We start from the raw sequence: 22,187 nt of genomic DNA, 5'->3' as shown, positions 1-22,187 counted from the left end.
GCAAGAGGGGATGTTGCGTATCTCCCTGAATCTAGACGGATGGATAAGGGGAGCTGCGCCGGTCTATTCGGTCGCGAGTGTGGGGTTCATATGGTTACCATTTCCCTTCAAACAATCGCCTGAAGGGTTAACGGAAGATGAACTCTTGGTAGTGGTCAAGGCCGCGACAACCAGTGGGAGGGGCGAATAGTCGCGGCCGATCGGGATTCGCGGTATTTCAACACCTAAAATGGCTGTTTTTAGGGATTCGTCCGGCGGCAGCCGCTCCGCATCCGCAGCGTCCAGATCGACCACGAGACCGACGGTCGCATGCTCCACGAAGTCGCAGCGGCGGATTCCCAGCCCCCGAATCTCGATCAGCCCGGCCAGGACCGGAGCGGGGCGGACCTCAATTTCCCGGCCGACTGTCGCCAGATGGACACGGTCATCACCGACCAGAACGGCCCTTTCGAGCACGCCGCTACGTCCCGCCATGATCAAATCGAAGGCAAGGCGCGACTTGCCGGAGCCCGAGGGCCCGCGGATCAGCACCGCCAGATCTCCAACCTTGACCGCCGAGGCGTGAATGCTGGGGCCGCCGTCGCTCATAGCGCCGGCAGCCTCACCACGAAGCGCGCGCCGACGACACTCGGCGCTCCGTCCTCGTCCGCCGGGCCGGGACGGTTCTCCGCCCAGATGCGTCCGCCATGCGCGTCGACGATCTGCTTGGAGATCGAAAGGCCGAGGCCGGAGTTCTGGCCAAAGCCCTGATGAGGGCGGTCGGTGTAGAAGCGCTCGAAGATGCGCTCCAGCGCGTCATCCCGGATTCCGGGGCCGTCGTCGTCGACCACGATCTCGATCTCTCCGCGCACGCGGCGGCAGGTGAGGCGCACCTTGTTGCCGGGCTCGGAGAAGGACTGTGCATTCGAGAGCAGGTTGGAGACTATCTGTCCGAGCCGAGAATCGTGGCCCGTCACGGCGAAATTATCAGTCGGGCCGCGGCCCTCGAAACGCATTTCGACCGCGACGTCATGGCCGAGCTTGGTTTCATTGGCGACGGAGACGAGCGTCGTCAGCAGGCGGCGCAGGTCGACCGGGATCGCATCCTGGCGCTGCAGTTCGGCATCGAGACGGCTGGCATCGGAGATGTCCGAGATCAGCCGGTCGAGCCGCTTGACGTCATGCTCGATTACCTCGAGCAGGCGCGCGCGGCTGTTCTCGTTGCGCGCCAGCGGCAACGTCTCGACCGCGGAGCGCAAAGAGGTCAGCGGGTTCTTCAATTCGTGCGCGACGTCGGCGGCGAACATCTCGATCGCTTCGATGCGGCTGTAGAGTGCACTGGTCATGTCGCGCAGCGCACCGGAGAGATGGCCGATCTCGTCGCGACGGCGGGTGAAGTCGGGAATCTCGACCCGGGTCCTGATCCGGCGGCGGATCAGCTCGGCGCTGTCGGCGAGCCGGCGGACCGGACCTGCGATCGTGCTGGCCAGCAGCAGCGACAGCATGATCATGACCGCTGCGGCGACGCCGCCCACCTTGAGGATGGCGAGGCGCTCGGCGGTGACCATCTGGTCGATGTCGTCGCCCTGCGTCGACAGCATCAGCGCGCCGTGGATGGCGCGCGAGCGCAGCACGGGGACCGCGACCGAGACGATCACCTCGCCGCGCGCATTGACCCGCACCATCGAGCGCTTCTGGCCCTGGAGCGCGTCGCCGACCTCCGCATAGCCGTTGCCGTTCTCGGGCCCGAGCTCGCGATAGAGCGGCAGGTCGCCGCGATTGAGCCAGGTGCGGGCCGCGACCATGCCGCGTTCGACGATGCCCGGCTTCTCGGCGGAGACTGACGGCAGGGGGAAGCGCACCACGGTCTCGAGGCTGCGGCTGTCGACCAGCAGGCTGCCGTTCGGGTCGTAGATGCGGGCGCGCGTCTTGGTCGGCGAGATCAGCGTGCGCAGCACCGGCGCCACGCGCTCCGGATTGATCGGAAAATCCAGCGGGGAATACTCGTCCGAGCCGCCATAGGTCTCGCCCGGCTTGAGGTCGAGCAACCGGTCGGGGTCGATGGTGATGGCATTGGTCTGCACCGTCGCGGAGGCCGCGATGGCGCCGGCGATGATCTCCGCCTGTACCAGCAGGCTCTGCGCGCGGGCGTCGATCAAGCCGGCGCGGAATTGCGACAGGTAGAGGATGCTCGCCACCAGCGCGACGAGGCCGGCGAGGTTGAGCGAGACGATGCGGCGGGTCAGGCTCGAAAAGGAAAGCGCGAAGAAGAACTGCCCGGCGCGCTTCAGCCAGTTCAGCGGACGCCAGCCCCGCACGGCCGGCTTGTCCTCGGCCAATTGATCCGAAGCGCCGTGGGCGGTGACGTCCTCGGCGTTCTGGTTCTCGTCAGGCTGCGTTCGGTCAAGCAATGCTCACGCCCGCGTTAGGACAGCTCGTGCGAAGGTCCCCGCATCCTAGAGCCATCCCGGTCCCGATGGAATCAGAACCGGCGATGCTCTCGGTCTTTCGTGGAGGCGCGTGCGCCTCAGGCTTCCTTGAAGCGGTAGCCGACGCCGTAGAGCGTCTCGATCATCTCGAACTCGTTGTCGACCACCTTGAACTTCTTGCGCAGCCGCTTGATGTGACTGTCGATGGTGCGGTCGTCGACATAGACCTGGTCGTCATAGGCGGCGTCCATCAGCGCGTTGCGGCTCTTCACCACGCCGGGCCGGGTCGCGAGTGCCTGCAGGATCAGGAATTCGGTGACGGTCAGCGTCACCGGCTCGTTCTTCCAGGTGCAGGTGTGCCGTTCAGGATCCATGCGCAGCAGGCCGCGGTCGAGCGCCTTGGCGTCGTTCTCCTTCGGCGTGACGGTCGGGTCCTTCGGCGCCGAACGGCGCAGCACCGCCTTGACGCGCTCGACCAGCAGGCGCTGCGAGAATGGTTTGCGGATGAAGTCGTCGGCGCCCATCTTGAGGCCGAACAACTCGTCGATCTCTTCGTCCTTGGAGGTCAGGAAGATCACGGGCAGGTCGGATTTCTGCCGCAGCCGGCGCAACGTCTCCATGCCGTCCATGCGCGGCATCTTGATGTCGAGGATGGCAAGATCGGGCTGGGTGGTACGGAAACCGTCGAGCGCGGAGGCGCCGTCAGTATAGGTCATGATGCGATAGCCTTCGGCCTCCAGCGCGATCGAGACGGATGTGAGAATGTTGCGGTCGTCGTCGACCAAAGCGATTGTGGGCATGAGCCTCTGCTTTCTGCTTTCCGTTTGGGTCGTGGCTTGAAACGGCGAGCAATCCACTGATGCGCCGCATACATGGGTGCCGATGTTGGCAGTCGAACCTTGTCACCGAGCAATGCAAGCTAGGCTGAAGTGTGACCAAGTTCCACGAAACACGGCAGATTCGCCGCATCTCGACCCATAACCGGGCCCCGGTTTACCCGAAAAAAGGCCCTCCATGCAACCACCTGACCCGAGAAAGCCGATGCAACCGACCCCCGATTTCGATCCCGGAAAGCTCGCCAAATCGCTGCTGCGGCGGTCACGGCAGGGTGCCTTGGCGACGTTGATGGCCGGCAGCGGCGATCCCTATTGCTCCCTGGTCAATCTGGCCAGCCATCCGGATGGCTCTCCGATCCTGCTGATCTCGGGATTGGCGGTGCACACCAGGAACATCCTGGCCGACAGCCGGGTGTCCATGATGCTGGACGAGCGGGCGGCGGGCGATCCGCTGGAAGGCGCCCGGATCATGCTGTCCGGTCATGCCGAGTCGGCCGATGCCGACCAGGATCTGCTCCAGCGACGGTATCTCAATGCCCATCCCTCAGCGGAAGCCTTTGTTTCTTTTAAGGATTTCTCTTTCTTTCGGATCCGGCCCACGAGAACCCATCTGGTCGCGGGCTTCGGCCGGATCGTCGACCTCAAGCCGGAGCAATTCCTCACGGACCTCACGGGCGCCGAGGACTTGCTGGCGGCGGAGGAGGGCGCGGTGGAGCACATGAATGCCGACCACCGCGAGGCCATGGGCCTCTATGCAACAAAGCTGCTGGGCGCGGCCGCGGGCGACTGGCGCTGCACCGGTTGCGATCCGGAGGGCCTCGACATGCAGGACGGCCAGACCGCCTTGAGGCTGGACTTCCCGGAGCGCGTGGCTGATGGCACGGCGCTGCGCAAGATGCTGGTTCGCCTCGCCGGAGAAGCGCGCGCCAGGATGGACCAGAGCGCAACACATTGAACGCTGCCGCCCGTCGCCGCGACCCAACTCCGTAATCGGTACCGTAACCGGTCGGAAGGCGGCGGCGAGAGCGTCAATGACAGAATGGAAGAGACTGACGCTGGTAGCGGGTTTGACGCTCGCGATCACCGCATCGCTTGTCACGCTTAGCGTTGCCCAGACAAGCTCTGCTCCGAAAGGTCTCGCCGCGGAGAGCGCGCGCATCAACGCATTGATGAGCGCCGGCAGATATTCGGAAGCACTGCCTTTGGCGCAAGGCATGGTCGCGAGCCTGGAGAAGAGCGACACCGGTCGCGAACTCTCCGCCGCGCTGAACAACCTCGGCCAGGTTCATGCCGGTCAGGGCCACGACGATCTGGCCGAACCGCTCTACAAGCGCGCCATCATGTTGATGGAAAAGTCGCTCGGTCTCGAAACCCCGCTGCTTGGAGCCGAACTGAGCAATCTCGCCGCGCTCTACCAGCGGCAGAGCCGCTATGCCGAGGCCGAACCGCTGTTCAGGCGCGCGCTCGCCGTTCGCGAGAAGGGGCTGTCGCGCGAGCATCCCGATGTCGGCCAGTCCCTCAACAATCTCGCCACGCTCCATGTGAAGCAGCAGCACTATGCGAATGCCGAGCCGCTGTTTCAGCGGGCGCTCGCGATCTACCAGAAGGCCGGCGGCCCCGAGCATCCGGCGGTGGCCACCGTCCTGAACAATCTCGGCCAGGTCTATCGCGATCTCAACCGCGATGCGGACGCGGAAGCGCCGATCAAGCGCTCGCTCGCGATCCGCGAGAAGGTGCTGGGACCGGATCATCCCGACGTTGCCCGCTCCCTCAACAACCTCGCCGGCCTCTATGAGCACCAGCAGCGCTACGGCGGCGCCGAGCCGCTTTATCGCCGCGCGCTGGCTATTCGCGAACGTGCGCTCGGGCCCGATCATCCCGACGTCATGACCTCGACCAGCAATCTCGCTTATTTCCTCTACGTGGCCGGGCGCACCGCGGACGCATTGCCGTTCGCGGAAAGGACGCTTCGGGGCGATCGCGCGCAGTTGCGCGTCGTGTTGCCGGTCCTGTTCGCCGCACGCCAGCAAGATCTGCTGCCCGGCGACAAGGCGCTGGACCAGGCCCTCGCCGCGATCCAGCGCGGTACGCAATCCTCCGCCGCATCCGCCGTAAACAAGCTCGCGGTTCGGCTTGCTGCCGGCAGCGACCGGCTCGCCGAGCTGGTGCGCCGGGACCAGGACCTCGCGGCTGAGTCCGAGGCACTCGACAAGGCGATCGTCACCGCGGTGTCGAAGCCATCTGCGCAGCGCGATCTCGCAGCCGAGCAGCGCAGCCGCGTGCGGATTGCAACGATTGCCAACGAGCGTGCGGGCTTGCAGAAGACTCTCGCGGTCGAGTTTCCCGACTATGCGTCGCTCTCCAATCCCCTGCCGTTGACGGCAAAGGACATTCAGCTGCTGCTGTCGGCGGACGAGGCGATGGTGCTCTACTCCGTCGTCGACAAGCAAAGCTATGTCATCGCGATCACGCGCGAGGGCGTCGGCTGGAGGGCGATTCCACTCGGCGCGGATGCGCTGACGCAGAAGGTGACGGCATTCCGCAAGGGACTCGACGTCGGCAAAGCGCGCGATGCCTCCGGCAAATCCGGATTGTTCGATCTCGCACTCGCCAACGAGCTCAATGTCGCGCTGCTCGGTCCGGTCGAGGCGTTGACAAAGGACAAGCGCAGCCTGCTGGTGGTGCCGTCGGCTGCGCTGACCGCCTTGCCGTTTCATCTGCTCGTCACCGAGAAGCCGCAGGCTGCGATCCCCGACACGCTCGAAGGCTATCGCGGCGCCGCCTGGCTGCTGCGGCGCCAGGCCGTCTCGGTGCTGCCGTCGGTGGTCAGCCTGAAATCGCTGCGGGCCTTCGCCCGTCGGGACCAAAGCGTGAAGCCGATGACCGGCTTTGGCGATCCCGTGTTCAATCCCGCGCTGGAAGCGCCCGCCGAGCGGCGCGCCGCGAGCGGCAAGGTCGTCGCGCGCAGCATCGCGACCATTGCCTATAGCGACTTCTGGCGCGGTGCCGGCGTCGATCGCGCGCGGCTTGCGCAGGCGCTGCCGCAGCTGCCCGACACCGCCGATGAGTTGAACGCGGTGGCCAGGGATGTCGGGGCTGCCGAGGCCGATATCCATCTCGGCCGCGACGCCAGCGAAACGACGCTGAAGCGTGCAGCGCTTGCTCAATACGGCATCATCTACTTTGCCACCCACGGCCTGGTTGCCGGCGACATCAAGGGACTGGGTGAGCCCTCGCTCGCGCTCTCGATTCCTGATCAGCCCACGGAGCTCGACGACGGTCTGCTCACTGCGAGTGAAGTCGCCCAGCTCAAGCTCAACGCGGATTGGGTTGTGCTCTCGGCCTGCAACACCATCGCAGGCGACCAGCCCGGCGCCGAGGCCCTGTCGGGACTGGCGCGCTCGTTCTTCTACGCCGGTGCGCGCGCGCTGCTGGTCTCGCATTGGGCCGTGGATTCGGAAGCTGCCACCCGCTTGACCACATCGACTTTCGAGCTGCTCAAAAACGAACCAAAGATCGGCCGTGCCGAAGCTTTGCGCCGCGCAATGTTAACCTATGTTGACGACACCTCGTCACCGCGCAACGCATACCCCGCGATGTGGGGCCCGTTCGCGCTGATCGGCGAAGGCGCGGTACGATAGGATGGCGCGGAAGATTGTGCGGCGCAGCAACCTCGTAGAACGCCGAAACGCGCATTTGGTTGCGCGATCATTGTTGATTTTTTGATGCACCTGCTCAGAGCTGACATGCGCGACGTTTGGCGCGGTCTTTGAATAAACCAAATCCTAAGGGATCAGCTTGGCAACGCCAGCGTTCATCAGTATTAGGTCGTTCCAACCGAGGCCGGACGGCCTGTAATCACGGTGACCGCGGCGGCGCCAAGCATGATCGCGCTGAGTGGGTTCTAGGAGGATTTTTCGTGCAAGAGACGGGCGTGCGCAACGGTGCCTTCGGCGCCGACAAATTCGGCTTAAAGAATCTCAAGCAGGTTCACTGGAACCTCGGTGCGCCGCAACTCTATCAATACGCGCTCTCCGCGGGCGAGGCGGTGCTGTCGGCCGATGGCGCGCTCTGCGCCGATACCGGCGAGTTCACCGGCCGCAGCCCCAAGGACAAATTCACGGTGCGTGACGCCACCACCGACAAGAAGATGTGGTGGGCCGGCAACCAGTCGATCACCGCAGAGCAGTTCGAGACGCTCTACCAGGACTTCCTCAAGCACGCTGAAGGCAAGTCGCTGTTCGCACAGGACCTCTATGGCGGCGCCGATCCGGCTTATCGCATCAAGACCCGCGTCTTCACCGAGCTCGCCTGGCACTCGCTGTTCATTCGCACGCTGCTGATCCGCCCCGAGGCCGTCGAGTTGTCGAGCTTCACGCCGGAGCTCACCATCATCGACATGCCGAGCTTCCGCGCCGATCCGAAGCGCCATGGCTGCAAGTCGGAGAACGTCGTCGCGATCGATTTCGCCCGCAAGATCGTGCTGATCGGCGGGTCTTATTATGCCGGCGAGATGAAGAAGTCGGTCTTCACCACGCTGAACTACTATCTCCCCGAGCGCGGCGTGATGCCGATGCATTGCTCGGCCAATGTCGGCGCCAAGGGCGATGCCGCGATCTTCTTCGGCCTGTCCGGCACCGGCAAGACCACGCTGTCGGCCGATCCGAACCGCACGCTGATCGGCGATGACGAGCACGGCTGGGGCCCGAACGGCGTCTTCAACTTCGAAGGCGGCTGCTACGCCAAATGCATCAAGCTGTCGCAGGAAGCCGAGCCCGAGATCTATGCCGCCTCGACCCGCTTCGGCGCGGTGCTCGAGAACTGCGTGCTCGACGAAGACACTCGCGTGGTCGATTTCGACGACGGCTCCAAGACCGAGAACACGCGCTCGGCCTATCCGCTCGAATTCATCCCGAACGCCTCGCGCACCGGCCGCGCGCCGCAGCCGAAGAACGTGGTGATGCTCGCCGCCGACGCCTTCGGCGTGCTGCCGCCGATCGCCAAGCTCTCGCCGGCGCAGGCGATGTATCACTTCCTCTCGGGCTACACCGCGAAGGTCGCGGGCACCGAGCGCGGTCTTGGCAACGAGCCGCAGCCGGAATTCTCGACCTGCTTCGGTTCGCCCTTCCTGCCGCTCGACCCCAGCGTTTACGGCAACATGCTGCGCGACCTGATCGCCCAGCACAATGTCGACTGCTGGCTGGTCAACACCGGCTGGACCGGCGGCAAGTACGGCACCGGATCGCGCATGCCGATCAAGGTGACGCGCGCGCTGCTGACCGCGGCGCTCGACGGCTCGCTTCGCAACGTCGAATTCCGTACCGACAAATATTTCGGTTTCGCGGTCCCGACCGCGCTGCCGGGCGTGCCGAGCGAGATCCTCAACCCGGTCAACACCTGGAAGGACAAGGACGAGTTCGACAAGACCGCCCGCGCGCTGGTCGGCATGTTCCAGAAGAACTTTGCCAAGTTCGAAGCCCAGGTCGACGCCGAGGTCCGCGCCGCCGCGCCGGACGTGAAGCTCGCGGCGGAGTAAGTTTGTTCTGTCTTTATCGCAAAGGGCGGCCGTGAGGCCGCCCTTTTTGTTTGTGCGATATCTCTCCACTCGTCATTGCGAGCGTAGCGAAGCAATCCAGAATCCCTCCGCGGAAACAGTCTGGATTGCTTCGCTGCGCTCGCAATGACGAACTTGCGGAAGCAGCTACGCCTTGAAATAGGCGATCTGCGTCGTGGTCGCGAGCAATCTTCCGTTCGGCGACCACAGTTCGGCGTTCTGGTCGGCGTAGCTCTTGTGCATGATCTTCGAATCGGCCGTCGCCAGCACGCGGGTGATGTCCTCGGCGGCGAGCTCTTCGCTGTCCGTGTGGAAATACGTCGTCAGCGACACCGTGCCGAACGGCACCAGCTCGCGCCGCGCGTGGAAGATGCGGCCGAAGAAGGCGTCCGACATCGATATCAGCGCCGGCATGTCGAGCTTGCGCGGCTCGCGATCACTGATCCAAAGCTTTGAGTAAGTGCTGGCGAGCTCGGACTTGGGCGGGCCGATCCGCATCTCGCCCTCGACGAAGCGGAATTCATATTGGTTGGCCCAGGACGCCGCGATCTTCGGGAACGGCATCGTCTGTTCGAACGGCCTTGCATCAGGATATTGCGCCACCCTGTGCTCCCAGGACGGCCGGCGTTCAGCAAAAACGGCGGTGGCGAGCGTTGCGACCTCGCCGCCGCCTTGCGACAGTTCGACGCTCCAGTGCTGGCTGGAGCGGTTGGCCTTCACCAGCCGCACGTCCAGATCGAACGGCCCCTTCGCGATCGGTGCGCAGTAATTGACGGTGAGCGCCAGCGGATCGCCGGCGCGTTGCGGATGCTCGATCAGCGCACGGAGGACAGTCGCAGCCGTGACGCCGCCGAACGGGCCGACAAAGGCCCAATAGTCGTCGCTGGTGTGTCCCTGCCAGCTGGAGTCACCGGCGGTGACGCGAGTGGCATCGTCGAAGGGGTGCGGGAGCTTGGCGTGCATTGTTTGATCCGGCGTTCAATGACGGACGTCATATCACGTCCGCCGCCGGCTTGTGCAATTACCTCGTGGGTAACCGATTTCACGCCGCGGAAATTCAGCCCGCGACGTCGCGCAAGGTCGGCAGCAACGGCGTGGTCGGGTTGACCGGCACGTTCCAGATCTCCTCGGCGTATTCGCGGATGGTGCGGTCGGAGGAGAACCACGCCATGCGCGCCACGTTGAGGATCGAGGCGCGCGTCCAGGCCGGCGCCACCTGCCAGCGCGCATCGACGCTGCGCTGCGCCTCGTAATAGGAATCGAAATCGGCGCTGACCATGTAATGGTCGAGATAACGCAGCGCGTGCGCGATGGATTCGAAGCGGCCGGGATCGCCGGGCGAAAACTCGCCCACGCCGATGGCATTGATGGCGCGCTGGAGCTTCGGCGAATTGCGGATCACGTCGGAGGCGTCCAGCCCCTGCTTGCGCCGGATCATCACGTCGCCGGCTTCCATGCCGAAGATCGCGATGTTCTCGGCGCCGACATGGTCGCGGATCTCGATGTTGGCGCCGTCGAGCGTGCCGATGGTGAGGGCGCCGTTCAGCGACAGCTTCATGTTGCCGGTGCCGGAGGCTTCCATGCCGGCCGTCGAGATCTGCTCGGAGAGGTCGGCCGCAGGAATGATGACTTCGGCAAGGCTGACATTGTAGTCGGGCAGGAAGATGACCTTGAGCTTGCCACCGATCGCGGGATCGTTGTTGACGACTTCCGCAACGTCGTTGATCAGCTTGATGATCAGCTTGGCGTAGCGGTAGCTCGCCGCAGCCTTACCCGCAAAGATCTTCACCCGTGGCACCCAATTGCCGTTGGGATCGTCCTTGATCGCCTGGTACAGCGCGACGGTCTCGATGACGTTGAGAAGCTGGCGCTTGTATTCGTGGATGCGCTTGATCTGCACGTCGAACAGCGCGGTCGGATCGACCTTGATACCGAGCCGCTCGCCGATCAGGCGCGCCAGCGCGGTCTTGTTGTGAAGCTTGACTGCGCGGAACTTCTTCTGGAATTCGACGTCGCTGGCGCGGGCTTCGATCAGGCTGAGCTGCGTCGGGTCGTCGAGCACGGCATCGCCGCAGGCCTCACGCAACAGATCGGTCAGCTTCGGGTTCGCCAGCATCAGCCAGCGGCGGAAGGTGATGCCGTTGGTCTTGTTAGTGATGCGGCCGGGGTAGAGATGGTTGAGATCGTGGAATACGGTCTCTCGCATCAGGTCCGAATGCATCGCCGAGACGCCGTTGATACGGTGCGAGCCGACGAAGGCGAGTTGGCCCATGCGCACGCGCCGCCCGCTCCTCTCGTCGATCAGCGAGACCGAGGCGCGGAAGTCGATGTCGCCGGGAGCGCGCGCCTCTGCGAGCGCGAGATGCTGCACGTTGATGCGGTAGATGATCTCGAGATGCCGCGGCAACAGCCGTTCGAACAGCTCGACCGGCCAGGTCTCCAGCGCCTCGGGCAGCAGGGTGTGGTTGGTGTAGGACAGCGTGGCGACCGTGATCTTCCAGGCCTCGTCCCAGCGGAAATTGTGGTCGTCGATCAGGATCCGCATCAGCTCGGTGACGGCCAAGCTCGGATGGGTGTCGTTGAGCTGCACCGCGACCTTGCTGGACAGGCTGCGGAGCTGGCCGTCGGAGGCAAGATGCCGCTTGATCAGGTCCTGCAGCGAAGCCGAGACGAAGAAATATTCCTGGCGCAGGCGCAGCTCGCGACCCGCCGGGCTCTCGTCGTTCGGGTAGAGGAATTTACAGATCGCTTCCGCGCGCGACTGCTCGGCGCTGGCGCTGACATAGTCGCCGGTGTTGAAGGCGTCGAGCTTCAACGGATCGGGCGAGCGGGCCGACCACAGCCGCAGCGCGTTGACGTGCTGGCCGCGCCAGCCGACGATCGGCGTGTCATAGGCCATCGCCTGCACGGTCTCGGACGGATGCCAGATCGCGCGATCGCGGCCCTTGTCGTCGACATGCTCGACACCGCCGCCGAAGCGAATGTCGTAGATCACTTCGGGCCGCTGCAATTCCCAGGGGTTGCCGAAGCCGAGCCATTCGTCCGGATATTCCTGCTGCCAGCCCTGATTGATGATCTGGCGGAACAGGCCGTAATCATAACGGATGCCGTAGCCGATCGCGGGGATCGACAGCGTCGCCATGCTCTCCATGAAGCAGGCGGCAAGTCGTCCGAGCCCGCCATTGCCGAGCGCTGCGTCCGGTTCGCATTTGCGCAGCTCAGGCAAGGAGACGCCGAGATCGCCGAGCGCGACCTCAAAGATCTTCAGCAGCCCCATATTGTTCAGCGCGTCGCTGAAGAGGCGGCCGATCAGGAATTCGAGCGAGAGATAGTAGACGCGCTTGCGCCCTGCATCGTAGCTGTGCTTCTCGGCCGTGAGCCAGCGATGCACGATGCGGTCGCGCAGCGCCAGCGCCGCGGCCTGGTACCAGTCGTGCTTGGTGGCCATGCCCGCATCCTTGCCGATGGCAAGGCGCAGCTTCGCCAGGATCGCGCCCTTGATCTCAGCCAGCGCGAGCTCGTCGATGGGCTGGTTGGGAGCGGGAAAATTGGGCTGGAACGATGAATCTTGCAAAGTCGTCACTTCCTGGTCGCGAGAACACTACTGACCCTACGCATCTTGCCTGTGCACCGGAACCGTCGCTGGTGCGACCGTGCACTGCGCTGGCGTAAAATTATGCAAGGAACGGGCCGATTTGGGAACCCGGACGCATACGGGGAAACGTGGCTTTGGTGCTAGAATGGCGGCCAATTCAGCCATCAGTGTGGAGGAGACGCCCATGAAAGCTCTGATGAACTCTCTGATGAGACCCGTGATGCGACGACTGATCGAAATCGCCGCCGCCACCTTCCTCGTCGTCTGCATCACCGCGTCCAGCGCCGCCTTCGCCGCCGGCAAGATCGGCCGCAGCGCCGACGGCCTGAGCTGTGCCGTCACTCTTCCGCAAAACGCAACGCCCGCCGCCCGCTGCGCCGCCATCAAGCGCCAATGCGGCGGCAAGTTTTATGCGAGCGCGTGTGGGGATAAGTTGATGTCGGCGGCAAATTGAGGAGAGTGGCTCGCTAAAAAGTTGGTGTCGTCCCGGCGAAGGCCGGGACCCATAACCACTGATGTCAGAGAAGTTGCGATAGATCGCGCCAATCTGGATTTCCTTTTCGATCAGGCGTATCTTCCAGTCACGTTGCCATTCTTTCAGCGCTTTCTCACGTGCGATCGCTTCGGATGGTGTCGCGTACGTCTCAACGTAGACAAGTCGCGTTACACCGTACTTCGCGACGAACTTCGAACCGCGTCCGGAGCAATGCAATGTAAGTCGATTCACGAGGTCACGGCAGACGCCAATGTAAAGCGTGCCATATCGTCGACTGGCCAGAATGTAGACGTATTACGCGGCCGGTGCATTCATTGTGCGGCACCCGTTTCCGACATGTCTCATAGCGGTGGCTATGGGTCCCGGCCTTCGCCGGGACGACGATGTGGAGATCAGAACAAATTAAGAACACTTTAGCAAGTATTTGATATATCATTGTGATTCGGCGCGTTGCCGACACAATATCTAGCGTCCGCCAGACTTCGCGAGGACTACATGTCCACCATTGCCTTCGATCAATTTGCCCTCACCAGGATCGCCGATTTCGCGCGGTCGCTGTCGCGGCTGCATCAGGCGGCGCGGCGCTACGCGGTCGATGACGACCAGTTCGACCGCGAGTTCAACGCGGTGTGCCAGTCGATCTGGGGCTACACCATCGACGACGTCAGCGACGATCTGTTTTCGTCCGAGGACCATTTGTTTCTCGACACGCTGGACGAAGCCCATGCGCGCATCTTCGCCGCCGAGCAGGGTTATGACCTTGTCGACGATCAAGGCATGCTCACCGACTGGTGGGGTTTTTGCTGGATGATCCTGGCCGAGAAGCGCGGCCTGCTCACGGCAGACAACCGCGCCGCCGCGCGCGCGGCGATCGAGGAGAAATATCTGGCGGCGCCGAATGTGATCGGCGTGATCATCGGGAGGTAATCCACCATCCTCTGTCATTGCGAGGAGCTCTTGCGACGAAGCAATCCAGAGTGCCTCCACGAAGGCAGACTGGATTGCCTCGCTTCCGCCTTCGCTCTTCGAGCTTCGGCGGACAAGTCGCTCGCAATGACGGCTTGGCTACAGACGAGCCCGAGCTAATCCAGCCCCGCCCGCTTCGCCGGCTTCTGCGTCTTCGGCACCGTCACGTCGGGTAGCGTCTCGCGCACGATCTCCGCGGCCGGGCCATCCGCCGCCACCGTCTCGGCGCGCACCGGCGCCACCTTCATCTCGCCGAGCCTCGCGCGGACCTGCGCGGTGAGACCGGGATAGGAGGCGACCGGGGTGAAGTCCGCGGCCTGGTCGTTGCCGACGCGGATGCCGGTATAGGCGACGAGGCCGTCGCTGGTGGCGATCACGTCGCCGGGTTTCAGCGACGAGTCCAGCGCCAGATCGACCGGAGCAAGGCCGACCGGCTCGCGGCCGTTGCAGGTGCAGTCGGCGCGTAGCGCCTTGCGATAGGCGAACGCATTCTCGCTATCGGCATAGCGCTCGCCGGTCTGCGACGCGGCGCCGTCGATCGAGGAGCCGAAATAGATTTTTGTCGCGCTCGCAGGACAGAAGGCCTGACACATCTGCGCGGGCGAGGTGAGGCCGCGCATCAGCGGAAAATATTTGCCGTCGCAGCTGCGCACGCAGAACGCCGGTCCCGAGCCGCCGGCCGCGGCCGAACGTGTCGGCGGCACGTATTGCGGGGATGCGGCGTTCTGCTGGCCGGTGAAGGGATCGGCGTAGGAGCTCGCCTGCTGCGGTACCTCACGCTGTGGCCGCTGCTGCTGCATTCCGCCGAAGAAGAAGTCGAACAGGCCTTCGGCTGAAACCGGGGCCGGAGCCGCAAGCAGCGGGGCTGCCAATGTGGCGGCTACGAGCATCGCGCGACGCCGCGCATGGGACATGATTGTACGCAAACGCTTACTCCACCCGACGCTACCCAACCGGCCGGGACCATCAGGTCTCAGCACATGATTCACCATAAGGCGGGATGGTAAATGAGCGGTTGAGGGTGGAGCGGTGTCGCCGACGGGCACGACGGCGGAGAAAGTCTAGCCGCTCAAGCCTTCAAGAACTCCGACGCCTTGTACAGCGAGCGGAATGGCAGCCCGGCTGCGCCAAAGGTGTCGTCGGCGCCTTCCTCGCGGTCGACCATGGTCAGCACCAGCACCACCTCAGCGCCGGTCTCGCGCACCGCTTCCACCGCCTTCATCGCCGAGCCGCCGGTGGTGGTGACATCCTCGACGATCACGACGCGCTTGCCCTCCAGCGTCTCGCCCCTGGGCAGCCCCTCGATCGCGAGCTTGGCGCCATGCTCCTTCGGCTTCTTGCGCACGAAGAAGGCCGCGATGGGATGGCCCTTGATCCAGGAGATCTGCGCCAGCGCCCCGGCCAGCGGCACCGCGCCCATCTCGAGCCCGCCGATGAAATCGAGCTGGTCGTCCTTCAGCGCTTCATAGGTCAGCTCGGCGAGCAGGGTCGCGCCCTCCGGGTCGAGCATGGTCGGCTTGAGGTTGAAGTAGAAGTCGCTCTTGCGGCCCGACGCGAGCGTCACCTCGCCGCGGCCGAAGGAGCGCCGGCGGATGATCTCGAACAGGCGGGCGCGGGAGGCTGATTTAGACACGGCGGGCCCTCGGGAGCGTTTTTGGAGGTGGCGGAATTTATCCGCGACGGCCCCGACATTCCAGAGGGGGCTTCCCCCGTCAACAGGGATCGGCCATCCCGGCCCGCCGGTTGTGGGGGTGCAACGTTCTGGAGTAGGTGGATGCCGGATATCTGGGCCAAGAAGACTGGGCAAGGAAACGCGACAGATGACTATCGAGCTGCACACCTGGAACACGCCGAACGGCCGCAAGATATCGGTCGCGCTGGAGGAAATGGGGCTGCCCTACAAGGTGATCCCGGTGAATATCAGCAAGGGCGAACAGATGGCGCCGGAGTTCCTGAAGCTCTCGCCCAACAACAAGATTCCCGCGATCCTCGATCCCGATGGCCCCGACGGCAAGCCCGTCAGCATCTTCGAGTCGGGTGCGATCCTGCTTTATCTCGGTGAAAAGACCGGCAAATTCCTGCCGAAATCGCTTTCGGGCCGCATCCCCGTCTATGAATGGCTGATGTGGCAGATGGGCGGTTTCGGGCCGATGCCGGGCCAGGTGCACCATTTCATCGCGCTCGAGAACGAGCAGGACCGCGCCTACGGCCTCAAGCGCTACATGGCGGAGACGCGACGGCTCTACGGCGTCCTCGACCGCCGGCTAGCGGACCGCGACTTCGTCGCCGGCGAGCTCTCGGTAGCCGATTTCGCCATCCTGGGCTGGGCCTGGCGTCACCCTCGCCATAAGGTTGACCTGGCCGACTTCCCCCACGTGAAGCGCTGGTACGAGGCCCTGATGGCGCGCCCGGCGGTGCAGCGGGGCATGGAGGCGAAGCTGGATTGAGGGTGGTGTCATCGCCCGCGAAGGCGGGCGATCCAGTATTCCAGAGGCGGTGGTGATTAACCGAGAGGCCGCGGCGTACTGGATGCCGCGCCTGCGCGGGGCATGAAAGTGTGCCTCACACCTTCCGCGCCTCGACTGCCATCCGCACTGCAAGCCCGGCCAGCACCGTGCCCATCAGCCAGCGCTGGACCAACATCCAGCTTGGCCGGCTTGCGAGAAACAGCGCGATCGATCCGGCCGCGAGCGCGATCATGGCATTCACGCTGACACTGATCGCGATCTGGATCGCGCCGAGCACGACTGACTGAGTCAGCACGCTGCCGGCGGTGGGATCGATGAACTGCGGCAGCAGCGCGAGATAAAGCATCGCGATCTTCGGGTTGAGCAGATTGGTGACGAACCCCATTGCGAACAATTTGCGCGGGCTGTCGATCGCAAGCTGCTTCACCTGGAATGGCGAGCGACCGCCCGGCTTCACCGCCTGCCAGGCCAGCCACAACAGATAACCCGCGCCGGCAAAGCGCAGCGCGTCATAGGCGAAGGGAACGGCGAGCAGCAGCGCCGTGATGCCGAACGCCGCGCACAGCATGTAGAACACGAAGCCGAGCGCCACGCCGCCGAGCGAGACGATGCCCGCCGCCGGCCCTTGCGTGATCGAACGCGAGATCAGGTAGATCATGTTCGGCCCGGGCGTGAGCACGAGGCCGAGGCAGACGAGGGCGAAGCCGAGCAGGGCGGGGGTGTGGGGCATGGCTGAACCGGTGCGCGAGACAGCATGGTTCTAATATGCGTGGCCCAGTGGGGCCATCGCGCAATTGCACGGAGGACAATTCGATCCGTGTCTCTCTCTATAGGTCGTCCCGGCGAAGGCCGGGACCCATACCCCCAAGAAGAAGTTTGAAGTGAGATTGTAGTTGGCAATCTTCGCCCAACTCGATCCTCGGCGTATGGGTCCCGGCCTTCGCCGGGACGACACTGTAAGTTTGGAAGGAGCGTAGTGAAGACCTAGCTTCAATGCGCCTCGTCCCAATTGTTCGCCGCGCGTGCATCGACATGCAGCGGCACCGAGAGCAGCACGGCCGGGAACGGTGCGTCCTGCATCACGTGCTGCACGACGGGGAGCGTGGCCTCGACCTCCGCGTCCGGCACCTCGAAGATCAGTTCGTCATGCACCTGCAGCAGCATCTGCGCAGACAGCTTCTTCTGGACCAGGGCATCCTCCATCCGCGTCATGGCGCGGCGGATGATGTCGGCGGCGGTGCCCTGGAGCCGGGCGTTGATCGCGGCGCGCTCGTTGAAGGCGCGCACCGAGGCGTTCGAAGCCTTGATGTCGGGATAGTACATCTTCCGTCCGAACAGCGTGGTGACGTAGCCGTGGCTCCGGCAGAAATCGCGCGTCTCGTCCATATAGGCGCGGATGCCGGGGAAGCGCTCGAAGTACTTCTTGATGTAAGCGGAGGCCTCTTCGCGCGCGATGCCGAGCTGGTTGGCGAGGCCGAACGCCGAAATGCCGTAGATGATGCCGAAATTGATCGCCTTGGCGCGGCGCCGGATTTCGCTCGGCATGCCCTTGATCGGCACCCCGAACATTTCCGATGCCGTCATGGCGTGAATGTCGAGACCGTCGCGGAACGCCTGCTGCAGCACGGGAATGTCGGCGATCTCGGCGAGCAGCCGCAGCTCGATCTGCGAATAGTCGGCGGAGACGAGCTTGTGCCCCGGCGTTGCGATGAAGGCACGGCGGATTTTTCTGCCGTCCTCGGTGCGCACCGGAATGTTCTGCAGATTCGGCTCGTTCGACGACAGCCGGCCCGTCGTGGTCGCGGCCAGCGCGTAGGTCGTGTGGACGCGGTGGGTCTGCGGATTGACGTAGGTCGGCAGCGCGTCGGTGTAGGTCGATTTCAGCTTCGAGACCTGGCGCCACTCCAGAATCTTCTTCGGGAGGTCGTGGCCCTGCTCGGCAAGTTCGTCGAGCACCTGAGCGGTGGTGGACCACGCGCCGGTCTTGGTCTTGGTGCCGCCGGACAGCCCCATCTTGCCGAACAGGATGTCGCCGATCTGCTTCGGGCTGCCGACATTGACGGGCTCGCCCGCGATCTGCTGGATTTCGGCTTCGACGCGCGCCGCGGTCTGGGCGAAGTCGCCGGAGAGACGCGACAACACCTGGCGGTCGATCGAGATGCCGCGCCGCTCCATGCGTGCGAGCACCGATACCAGGGGTCGTTCCAGCGTCTCGTAGACTGTGGTCATGTGCTCGGCGACAAGGCGCGGTTTCAGCACGCGCCAGACGCGCAAGGTCATGTCGGCGCCTTCCCCCGACAGCGGCGCGGCCTTGTCGATCGGCACCTGGTCGAACGTGATCTTGCCCTTGCCGCTGCCGAGCAGCTCGTTCTCTTTGAGCATGGCGTGGCCGAACCAGCGCTCGGATAGCTGCTCCAACGCATGCGAGCCGCGGCCGGCGTCGAGCACGTAGGAGATCAGCTGTGCATCATCGGTGTTGCGCAATGTGATGCCGTGCTGCGCCAGCATCACCGCGGTGAATTTGACGTCGAAGCCGATCTTGAGAATGCCCGGTGATTCCAGCACCGGTCGCAGCGCCTCGATCGCCTCGGCATGCCTGACCTGATCGGGCGCGAGGCCGGCGTCGAACAGGCCGGCGCCGCCGCCGGACTGCTTGTGCGCCAGCGGCACGTAACAGGCCTCGTTCGGCGCCAGCGCCAGCGCGATGCCGCAGAGATCGGCCTGCATCGGATCGATCGAGTTTGCCCGGATCTCGACCGCGACATGGCCGGCATCATGGATGCGCGCGATGAAGGCGTTCAATTCCGCGAGCGTCTTGACGGCCTGGTACTTGCTGCGGTCGACCGGAAGCTTGCGCAAAGCCTCTTCGCGCGCGGCGGCGAGAGAGATCGGCGCGCCCTTCGGACTCGCGGCCTTGTCCTCCTTGCTCGCCGATGCGTTGCGCTGGCCCGCCGAAACTTGCGCCGGCGCGCCGGTTCCCGGGGCGGGCACGACGTCCGAAGGCGGCAGCGGCGAGAAGACGCTGGCGCCGCTGGAATAGCCCGGATCGGCATCGACGTTGGCCGGATCGATCTGCGAGAACTCGGCGACGCGGCGCGTCAGCGTGGAAAATTCCATCGCCTTCAGGAACGCGATCAGCTTGCGTGCATCGGGCTCGTGGACGGCGAGATCGTCCAGCGGGACTTCGAGGTCGACCTTGTCGTCGAGCAATACGAGCTGTCGCGAGATGCGCGCCTTCTCGGCGTTCTCGATCAGCGCCTCGCGCCGCTTCGGCTGTTTGATTTCGGTGGCGCGGAACAGCAGTTGCTCGAGATCGCCATATTCGACGATCAGCTGCGCCGCGGTCTTGATGCCGATGCCGGGCACGCCAGGCACGTTGTCAGTGGAATCGCCGGCCAGGGCCTGCACTTCCACCACCTTCTCCGGCGGCACGCCAAACTTCTCGATCACCTCGGGGATGCCGATGCGGCGGTCCTTCATGGTGTCGTACATGGTGACGCAATCGGTGACGAGCTGCATCAGGTCCTTGTCGGAGGACACGATCGTCGCGCTCGCGCCGCGCTCGCAGGCTTGCCGCACATAGGTCGCAATCAGATCGTCGGCCTCGAAGCCGACCTGCTCCAGGCAAGGCAGGTCGAAGGCGCGTACCGCTTCGCGGATCAGTGAAAATTGCGGGATCAGATCGTCCGGGGCTGGCGCCCGGTGCGCCTTGTACTCAGGATAGATCTTGTTGCGGAAGGTGATTTCCGACTTGTCGAAGATGATCGCCAGATGCGTCGGCCGGTTGTCCTCGGGCATCTCGCGCAACAGCTTCCACAGCATGTTGCAGAAGCCGAGCACGGCATTCACCTGCAAGCCGTCGGACTTGCGGTTCATCGGCGGCAGCGCGTGATAGGCGCGGAAGATGTAGCCGGAACCGTCGACCAGGAAGACATGGTCGCCCTTGCCGGCCGCCTTCGCAGCGACGGGCTTGGCAGCAGCTGTCGCTGCAGCGGGTTTGGTTTCAGCTTTGGCGGCGGTCTTTGGGGAGCTCTTGGGCATGGCCGCAATGTATGAATTTTTGCGGGCTTTGACAGCCTTGGGAGGGGGATTTTTGGCTTGCGGATGCCGCTATCCCCACTGTCATTCCCCGCATCCCACTGTCATTCCCCGCGAAGGCGGGGAATCCAGTACACTGCGGCTTATCGGCTGAACCACAGACTCTCGGCGTACTGGGTCGCCCGGTCAAGCCAGGCGACGACAGCGTGCTATTCCGCCGCCTGCAGCACCGCGCTTGTCTTCTTCGGCGCGATCCAGAACGCATCGGGCCGATCGAACAGAAAACTGCCGCCAAGGCGCAGAGCGATCTGCCAGATTGCGAGCGCTCCGATCACGCCGGCGATGGTCACGATCAGCGACACCGCACCGATGTCGGGAATGATGCCCGTGCGCAATAGCAGCGTCCGTGTCGCCGCCATCGGCAGGAAGAAGGCGAGATAGATCACGATCGAATGCTCGCCGCAGAAACGGAAGACGTTCAGCCATTGCGCGCGCGCGAGCAGCGTGCCCATCGTGATGATGGCGCAGGCGCCGGCGAAGCCGAGCACGAGCGATACGATTTTCCATTCGCCGGCCCCGAGCGCAACGAGGCCGGCATTGACCAACGCCCATGTCGCGAGCGCTGTCAGCGCCCATGCGGGATGATTGCGCGCGCGGTCCGACAGCGCGAACACGTAGGGCGCGAACAGATAGCCCGAATAGAAATAGACGAAGCGCGAGCAGAACTCGTCAATCGCGGTCCAGCCGGTTGCGACACGCGCCGTCTCCAGTGCGGCCGCGATGAGCCAGATCGCGGGCGGCGGGATTCGCCGTGTCAGTTTTGTGACGACGAAGAAGATCGGCAGGAGGTAGATGAACCACAGCGTGCCGAACGGCTCGACGAAGGATTCCAGATAGAGCAAGCCGGCGTCGCGCCAGCTCGTTTCCGCTGCAAATGCGGGGGCCTTGAAGCCGAACTGGATTGTCACCCAGACGACATAGAAATAGGCGAAATGCACCACCTTGCGGTCGAGATAGGTTCGCCAGTCCCGGTCGATCACCAGTGGCAGGAACAGACCCGAAATCAGGAAGAAATCCGGCATCCGGAACGGCTTTGCGAAGGCCACCAAGACATGCATGAAACCGGTCTCGCCGGCGGCAAGCTCGACCCCCAGCACCGAATGCATCATCACGACCATGACGATGCAGATGCCCTTGGCGTAGTCGACCCAATCGACACGCGTAGCGGAAGGGGCCTTGAGTCCCCCGCTCGCGGCGATTGTGCCTGATAGTGCCATGATGTCTCTTTTCGAGGCGTGTTCCGACGGGATCTGTGTAAACGCGGAGCAGTTTGGCGCCTTGCGACTTACGATTTCTTAACCGGTACAATTGCCGTGCCGTTTTTTGCACGCGGGCTGTTCCCTCCCCCCGGGAAAATGCTAAACCGCCCTAGAATTGCGGTTTCGTTAACCAAGCCAAACAGGGTTTTTCATGCGCATTGCTATGATCGGCACGGGCTATGTGGGACTGGTGTCCGGGGCCTGCTTTGCGGATTTCGGTCACGACGTCATCTGCGTCGACAAGGACGAGAAGAAGATCGCGGCCCTTCATCGCGGCGAGATACCGATCTACGAGCCCGGGCTCGACGAACTGGTCGCGACCAACGTCAAGGCCAAGCGGCTGGAGTTCACCACCGATTTGTCCAAGCCGGTCGCGGATGCCGATGCTGTCTTCATCGCGGTCGGCACGCCCTCGCGCCGCGGCGACGGTCACGCCGATCTGTCCTACGTCTATGCGGCCGCGAAAGAGATCGCGCAGTCGCTGTCCGGCTTCACCGTCGTCGTGAC

General features: G+C 64.0%; 17 protein-coding genes and 1 pseudogene. 7 read left to right on the top strand and 11 right to left on the bottom strand.

Annotation, left to right across the window (positions count from 1 at the left end; translation table 11 throughout):
* Positions 1–63: 63 nt before the first annotated feature.
* From AC0L27_RS29885 to AC0L27_RS29875, 3 genes are all read right to left on the bottom strand, one after another.
* Positions 64–588 (bottom strand): HPr kinase/phosphorylase, encoded by a 525-nt coding sequence (locus AC0L27_RS29885; protein ID WP_275172900.1) that lies wholly within the window; start codon positions 586–588, stop codon positions 64–66.
* Positions 585–2,390 carry a sensor histidine kinase gene (locus AC0L27_RS29880; RefSeq protein WP_275172899.1) on the bottom strand — a complete coding sequence of 602 codons (1,806 nt, stop codon included), beginning with the start codon at positions 2,388–2,390 and terminating at the stop codon, positions 585–587. The genes AC0L27_RS29885 and AC0L27_RS29880 overlap by 4 nt, the downstream gene beginning before the upstream one ends.
* A 116-nt stretch (positions 2,391–2,506) precedes the next feature.
* The gene (locus AC0L27_RS29875) at positions 2,507–3,208 is read right to left on the bottom strand and encodes a response regulator transcription factor (RefSeq protein ID WP_007597749.1); all 702 of its coding nucleotides are present in this window, start codon (positions 3,206–3,208) and stop codon (positions 2,507–2,509) included.
* 241 nt (positions 3,209–3,449) lie between these two features.
* Between AC0L27_RS29875 and AC0L27_RS29870 the strand changes: the two genes are divergently transcribed.
* The 3 genes from AC0L27_RS29870 to AC0L27_RS29860 all read left to right on the top strand — a co-directional run bounded on the left by AC0L27_RS29870 (position 3,450) and on the right by AC0L27_RS29860 (position 8,780).
* A complete protein-coding gene (locus tag AC0L27_RS29870) occupies positions 3,450–4,199 on the top strand; it encodes a HugZ family pyridoxamine 5'-phosphate oxidase (protein WP_354206226.1) in 750 nt (249 codons plus the stop codon).
* Between the two features lie 76 nt (positions 4,200–4,275).
* Positions 4,276–6,885 (top strand): CHAT domain-containing protein, encoded by a 2,610-nt coding sequence (locus tag AC0L27_RS29865; RefSeq protein ID WP_354206228.1) that lies wholly within the window; start codon positions 4,276–4,278, stop codon positions 6,883–6,885.
* A gap of 278 nt (positions 6,886–7,163) precedes the next feature.
* Complete coding sequence (locus AC0L27_RS29860; RefSeq protein ID WP_354206230.1) at positions 7,164–8,780, top strand: phosphoenolpyruvate carboxykinase; 1,617 nt, start codon at positions 7,164–7,166, stop codon at positions 8,778–8,780.
* Between the two features lie 165 nt (positions 8,781–8,945).
* Here AC0L27_RS29860 and AC0L27_RS29855 read toward each other — a convergent pair whose 3' ends face one another.
* Both AC0L27_RS29855 and AC0L27_RS29850 read right to left on the bottom strand, forming a co-directional pair.
* Entirely contained in the window at positions 8,946–9,761 is an 816-nt protein-coding gene (locus AC0L27_RS29855; RefSeq protein WP_354064065.1) for an acyl-CoA thioesterase, read from the bottom strand.
* A 94-nt stretch (positions 9,762–9,855) separates the two neighbouring features.
* Entirely contained in the window at positions 9,856–12,372 is a 2,517-nt protein-coding gene (locus AC0L27_RS29850) for a glycogen/starch/alpha-glucan phosphorylase (protein WP_473321403.1), read from the bottom strand.
* Positions 12,373–12,589: 217 nt separating this feature from the next.
* On the opposite strand from AC0L27_RS29850, the gene AC0L27_RS29845 reads away from it, so the two are divergent.
* Positions 12,590–12,847 carry a hypothetical protein gene (locus AC0L27_RS29845; RefSeq protein ID WP_354206440.1) on the top strand — a complete coding sequence of 86 codons (258 nt, stop codon included), beginning with the start codon at positions 12,590–12,592 and terminating at the stop codon, positions 12,845–12,847.
* Between the two features lie 64 nt (positions 12,848–12,911).
* On the opposite strand, the pseudogene AC0L27_RS29840 reads toward AC0L27_RS29845, so the two are convergent.
* Positions 12,912–13,174: pseudogene (locus AC0L27_RS29840) on the bottom strand (GIY-YIG nuclease family protein).
* A gap of 210 nt (positions 13,175–13,384) precedes the next feature.
* Here AC0L27_RS29840 and AC0L27_RS29835 point away from each other — a divergent pair.
* Positions 13,385–13,816, top strand: coding sequence for a hypothetical protein (locus tag AC0L27_RS29835; RefSeq protein WP_007605013.1), 432 nt, complete (start codon positions 13,385–13,387; stop codon positions 13,814–13,816).
* A gap of 155 nt (positions 13,817–13,971) precedes the next feature.
* Here the strand turns inward: AC0L27_RS29835 and AC0L27_RS29830 are convergent, their stop codons facing one another.
* Complete coding sequence (locus tag AC0L27_RS29830) at positions 13,972–14,745, bottom strand: DUF2865 domain-containing protein (RefSeq protein WP_354206233.1); 774 nt, start codon at positions 14,743–14,745, stop codon at positions 13,972–13,974.
* A 179-nt stretch (positions 14,746–14,924) separates the two neighbouring features.
* Entirely contained in the window at positions 14,925–15,488 is a 564-nt protein-coding gene (gene pyrE, locus AC0L27_RS29825) for an orotate phosphoribosyltransferase (protein WP_018460046.1), read from the bottom strand.
* Positions 15,489–15,675: 187 nt separating this feature from the next.
* Here pyrE and AC0L27_RS29820 point away from each other — a divergent pair, with 187 nt between their 5' ends.
* Positions 15,676–16,302 carry a glutathione S-transferase family protein gene (locus AC0L27_RS29820; protein WP_354206235.1) on the top strand — a complete coding sequence of 209 codons (627 nt, stop codon included), beginning with the start codon at positions 15,676–15,678 and terminating at the stop codon, positions 16,300–16,302.
* 115 nt (positions 16,303–16,417) lie between these two features.
* Here the strand turns inward: AC0L27_RS29820 and AC0L27_RS29815 are convergent, their stop codons facing one another.
* The 3 genes from AC0L27_RS29815 to AC0L27_RS29805 all read right to left on the bottom strand — a co-directional run bounded on the left by AC0L27_RS29815 (position 16,418) and on the right by AC0L27_RS29805 (position 21,638).
* Positions 16,418–17,053 carry a LysE family translocator gene (locus AC0L27_RS29815; protein WP_354206237.1) on the bottom strand — a complete coding sequence of 212 codons (636 nt, stop codon included), beginning with the start codon at positions 17,051–17,053 and terminating at the stop codon, positions 16,418–16,420.
* Positions 17,054–17,313: 260 nt separating this feature from the next.
* On the bottom strand, positions 17,314–20,364 hold the full coding sequence (gene polA, locus AC0L27_RS29810) for a DNA polymerase I (protein WP_354064078.1): 3,051 nt from the start codon (positions 20,362–20,364) through the stop codon (positions 17,314–17,316).
* Positions 20,365–20,570: 206 nt separating this feature from the next.
* On the bottom strand, positions 20,571–21,638 hold the full coding sequence (locus AC0L27_RS29805) for an acyltransferase family protein (protein WP_354206240.1): 1,068 nt from the start codon (positions 21,636–21,638) through the stop codon (positions 20,571–20,573).
* A 193-nt stretch (positions 21,639–21,831) separates the two neighbouring features.
* On the opposite strand from AC0L27_RS29805, the gene AC0L27_RS29800 reads away from it, so the two are divergent.
* Positions 21,832–22,187: 2-dehydropantoate 2-reductase N-terminal domain-containing protein (locus AC0L27_RS29800; RefSeq protein ID WP_473321353.1), on the top strand; the 356-nt coding region annotated here is incomplete at its 3' end.

The sequence above is a fragment of the Bradyrhizobium sp. Ken51 genome (assembly GCF_055807435.1).
Note: the sequence above shows the minus strand (reverse complement) of the source record. Positions and strands in the feature narration are given on the sequence as shown.

Coding starts and splice junctions, on each gene's coding strand:
- AC0L27_RS29865 (WP_354206228.1), top strand. CDS start 4,276: ATGACAGAATGGAAGAGACTGACGCTGGTAGCGGGTTTGACGCTCGCG.
- polA (WP_354064078.1), bottom strand. CDS start 20,364: ATGCCCAAGAGCTCCCCAAAGACCGCCGCCAAAGCTGAAACCAAACCC.
- AC0L27_RS29870 (WP_354206226.1), top strand. CDS start 3,450: ATGCAACCGACCCCCGATTTCGATCCCGGAAAGCTCGCCAAATCGCTG.
- AC0L27_RS29855 (WP_354064065.1), bottom strand. CDS start 9,761: ATGCACGCCAAGCTCCCGCACCCCTTCGACGATGCCACTCGCGTCACC.
- AC0L27_RS29815 (WP_354206237.1), bottom strand. CDS start 17,053: ATGCCCCACACCCCCGCCCTGCTCGGCTTCGCCCTCGTCTGCCTCGGC.
- AC0L27_RS29875 (WP_007597749.1), bottom strand. CDS start 3,208: ATGCCCACAATCGCTTTGGTCGACGACGACCGCAACATTCTCACATCC.
- AC0L27_RS29820 (WP_354206235.1), top strand. CDS start 15,676: ATGACTATCGAGCTGCACACCTGGAACACGCCGAACGGCCGCAAGATA.
- AC0L27_RS29845 (WP_354206440.1), top strand. CDS start 12,590: ATGAACTCTCTGATGAGACCCGTGATGCGACGACTGATCGAAATCGCC.
- AC0L27_RS29830 (WP_354206233.1), bottom strand. CDS start 14,745: ATGCTCGTAGCCGCCACATTGGCAGCCCCGCTGCTTGCGGCTCCGGCC.
- AC0L27_RS29805 (WP_354206240.1), bottom strand. CDS start 21,638: ATGGCACTATCAGGCACAATCGCCGCGAGCGGGGGACTCAAGGCCCCT.
- AC0L27_RS29835 (WP_007605013.1), top strand. CDS start 13,385: ATGTCCACCATTGCCTTCGATCAATTTGCCCTCACCAGGATCGCCGAT.
- AC0L27_RS29885 (WP_275172900.1), bottom strand. CDS start 588: ATGAGCGACGGCGGCCCCAGCATTCACGCCTCGGCGGTCAAGGTTGGA.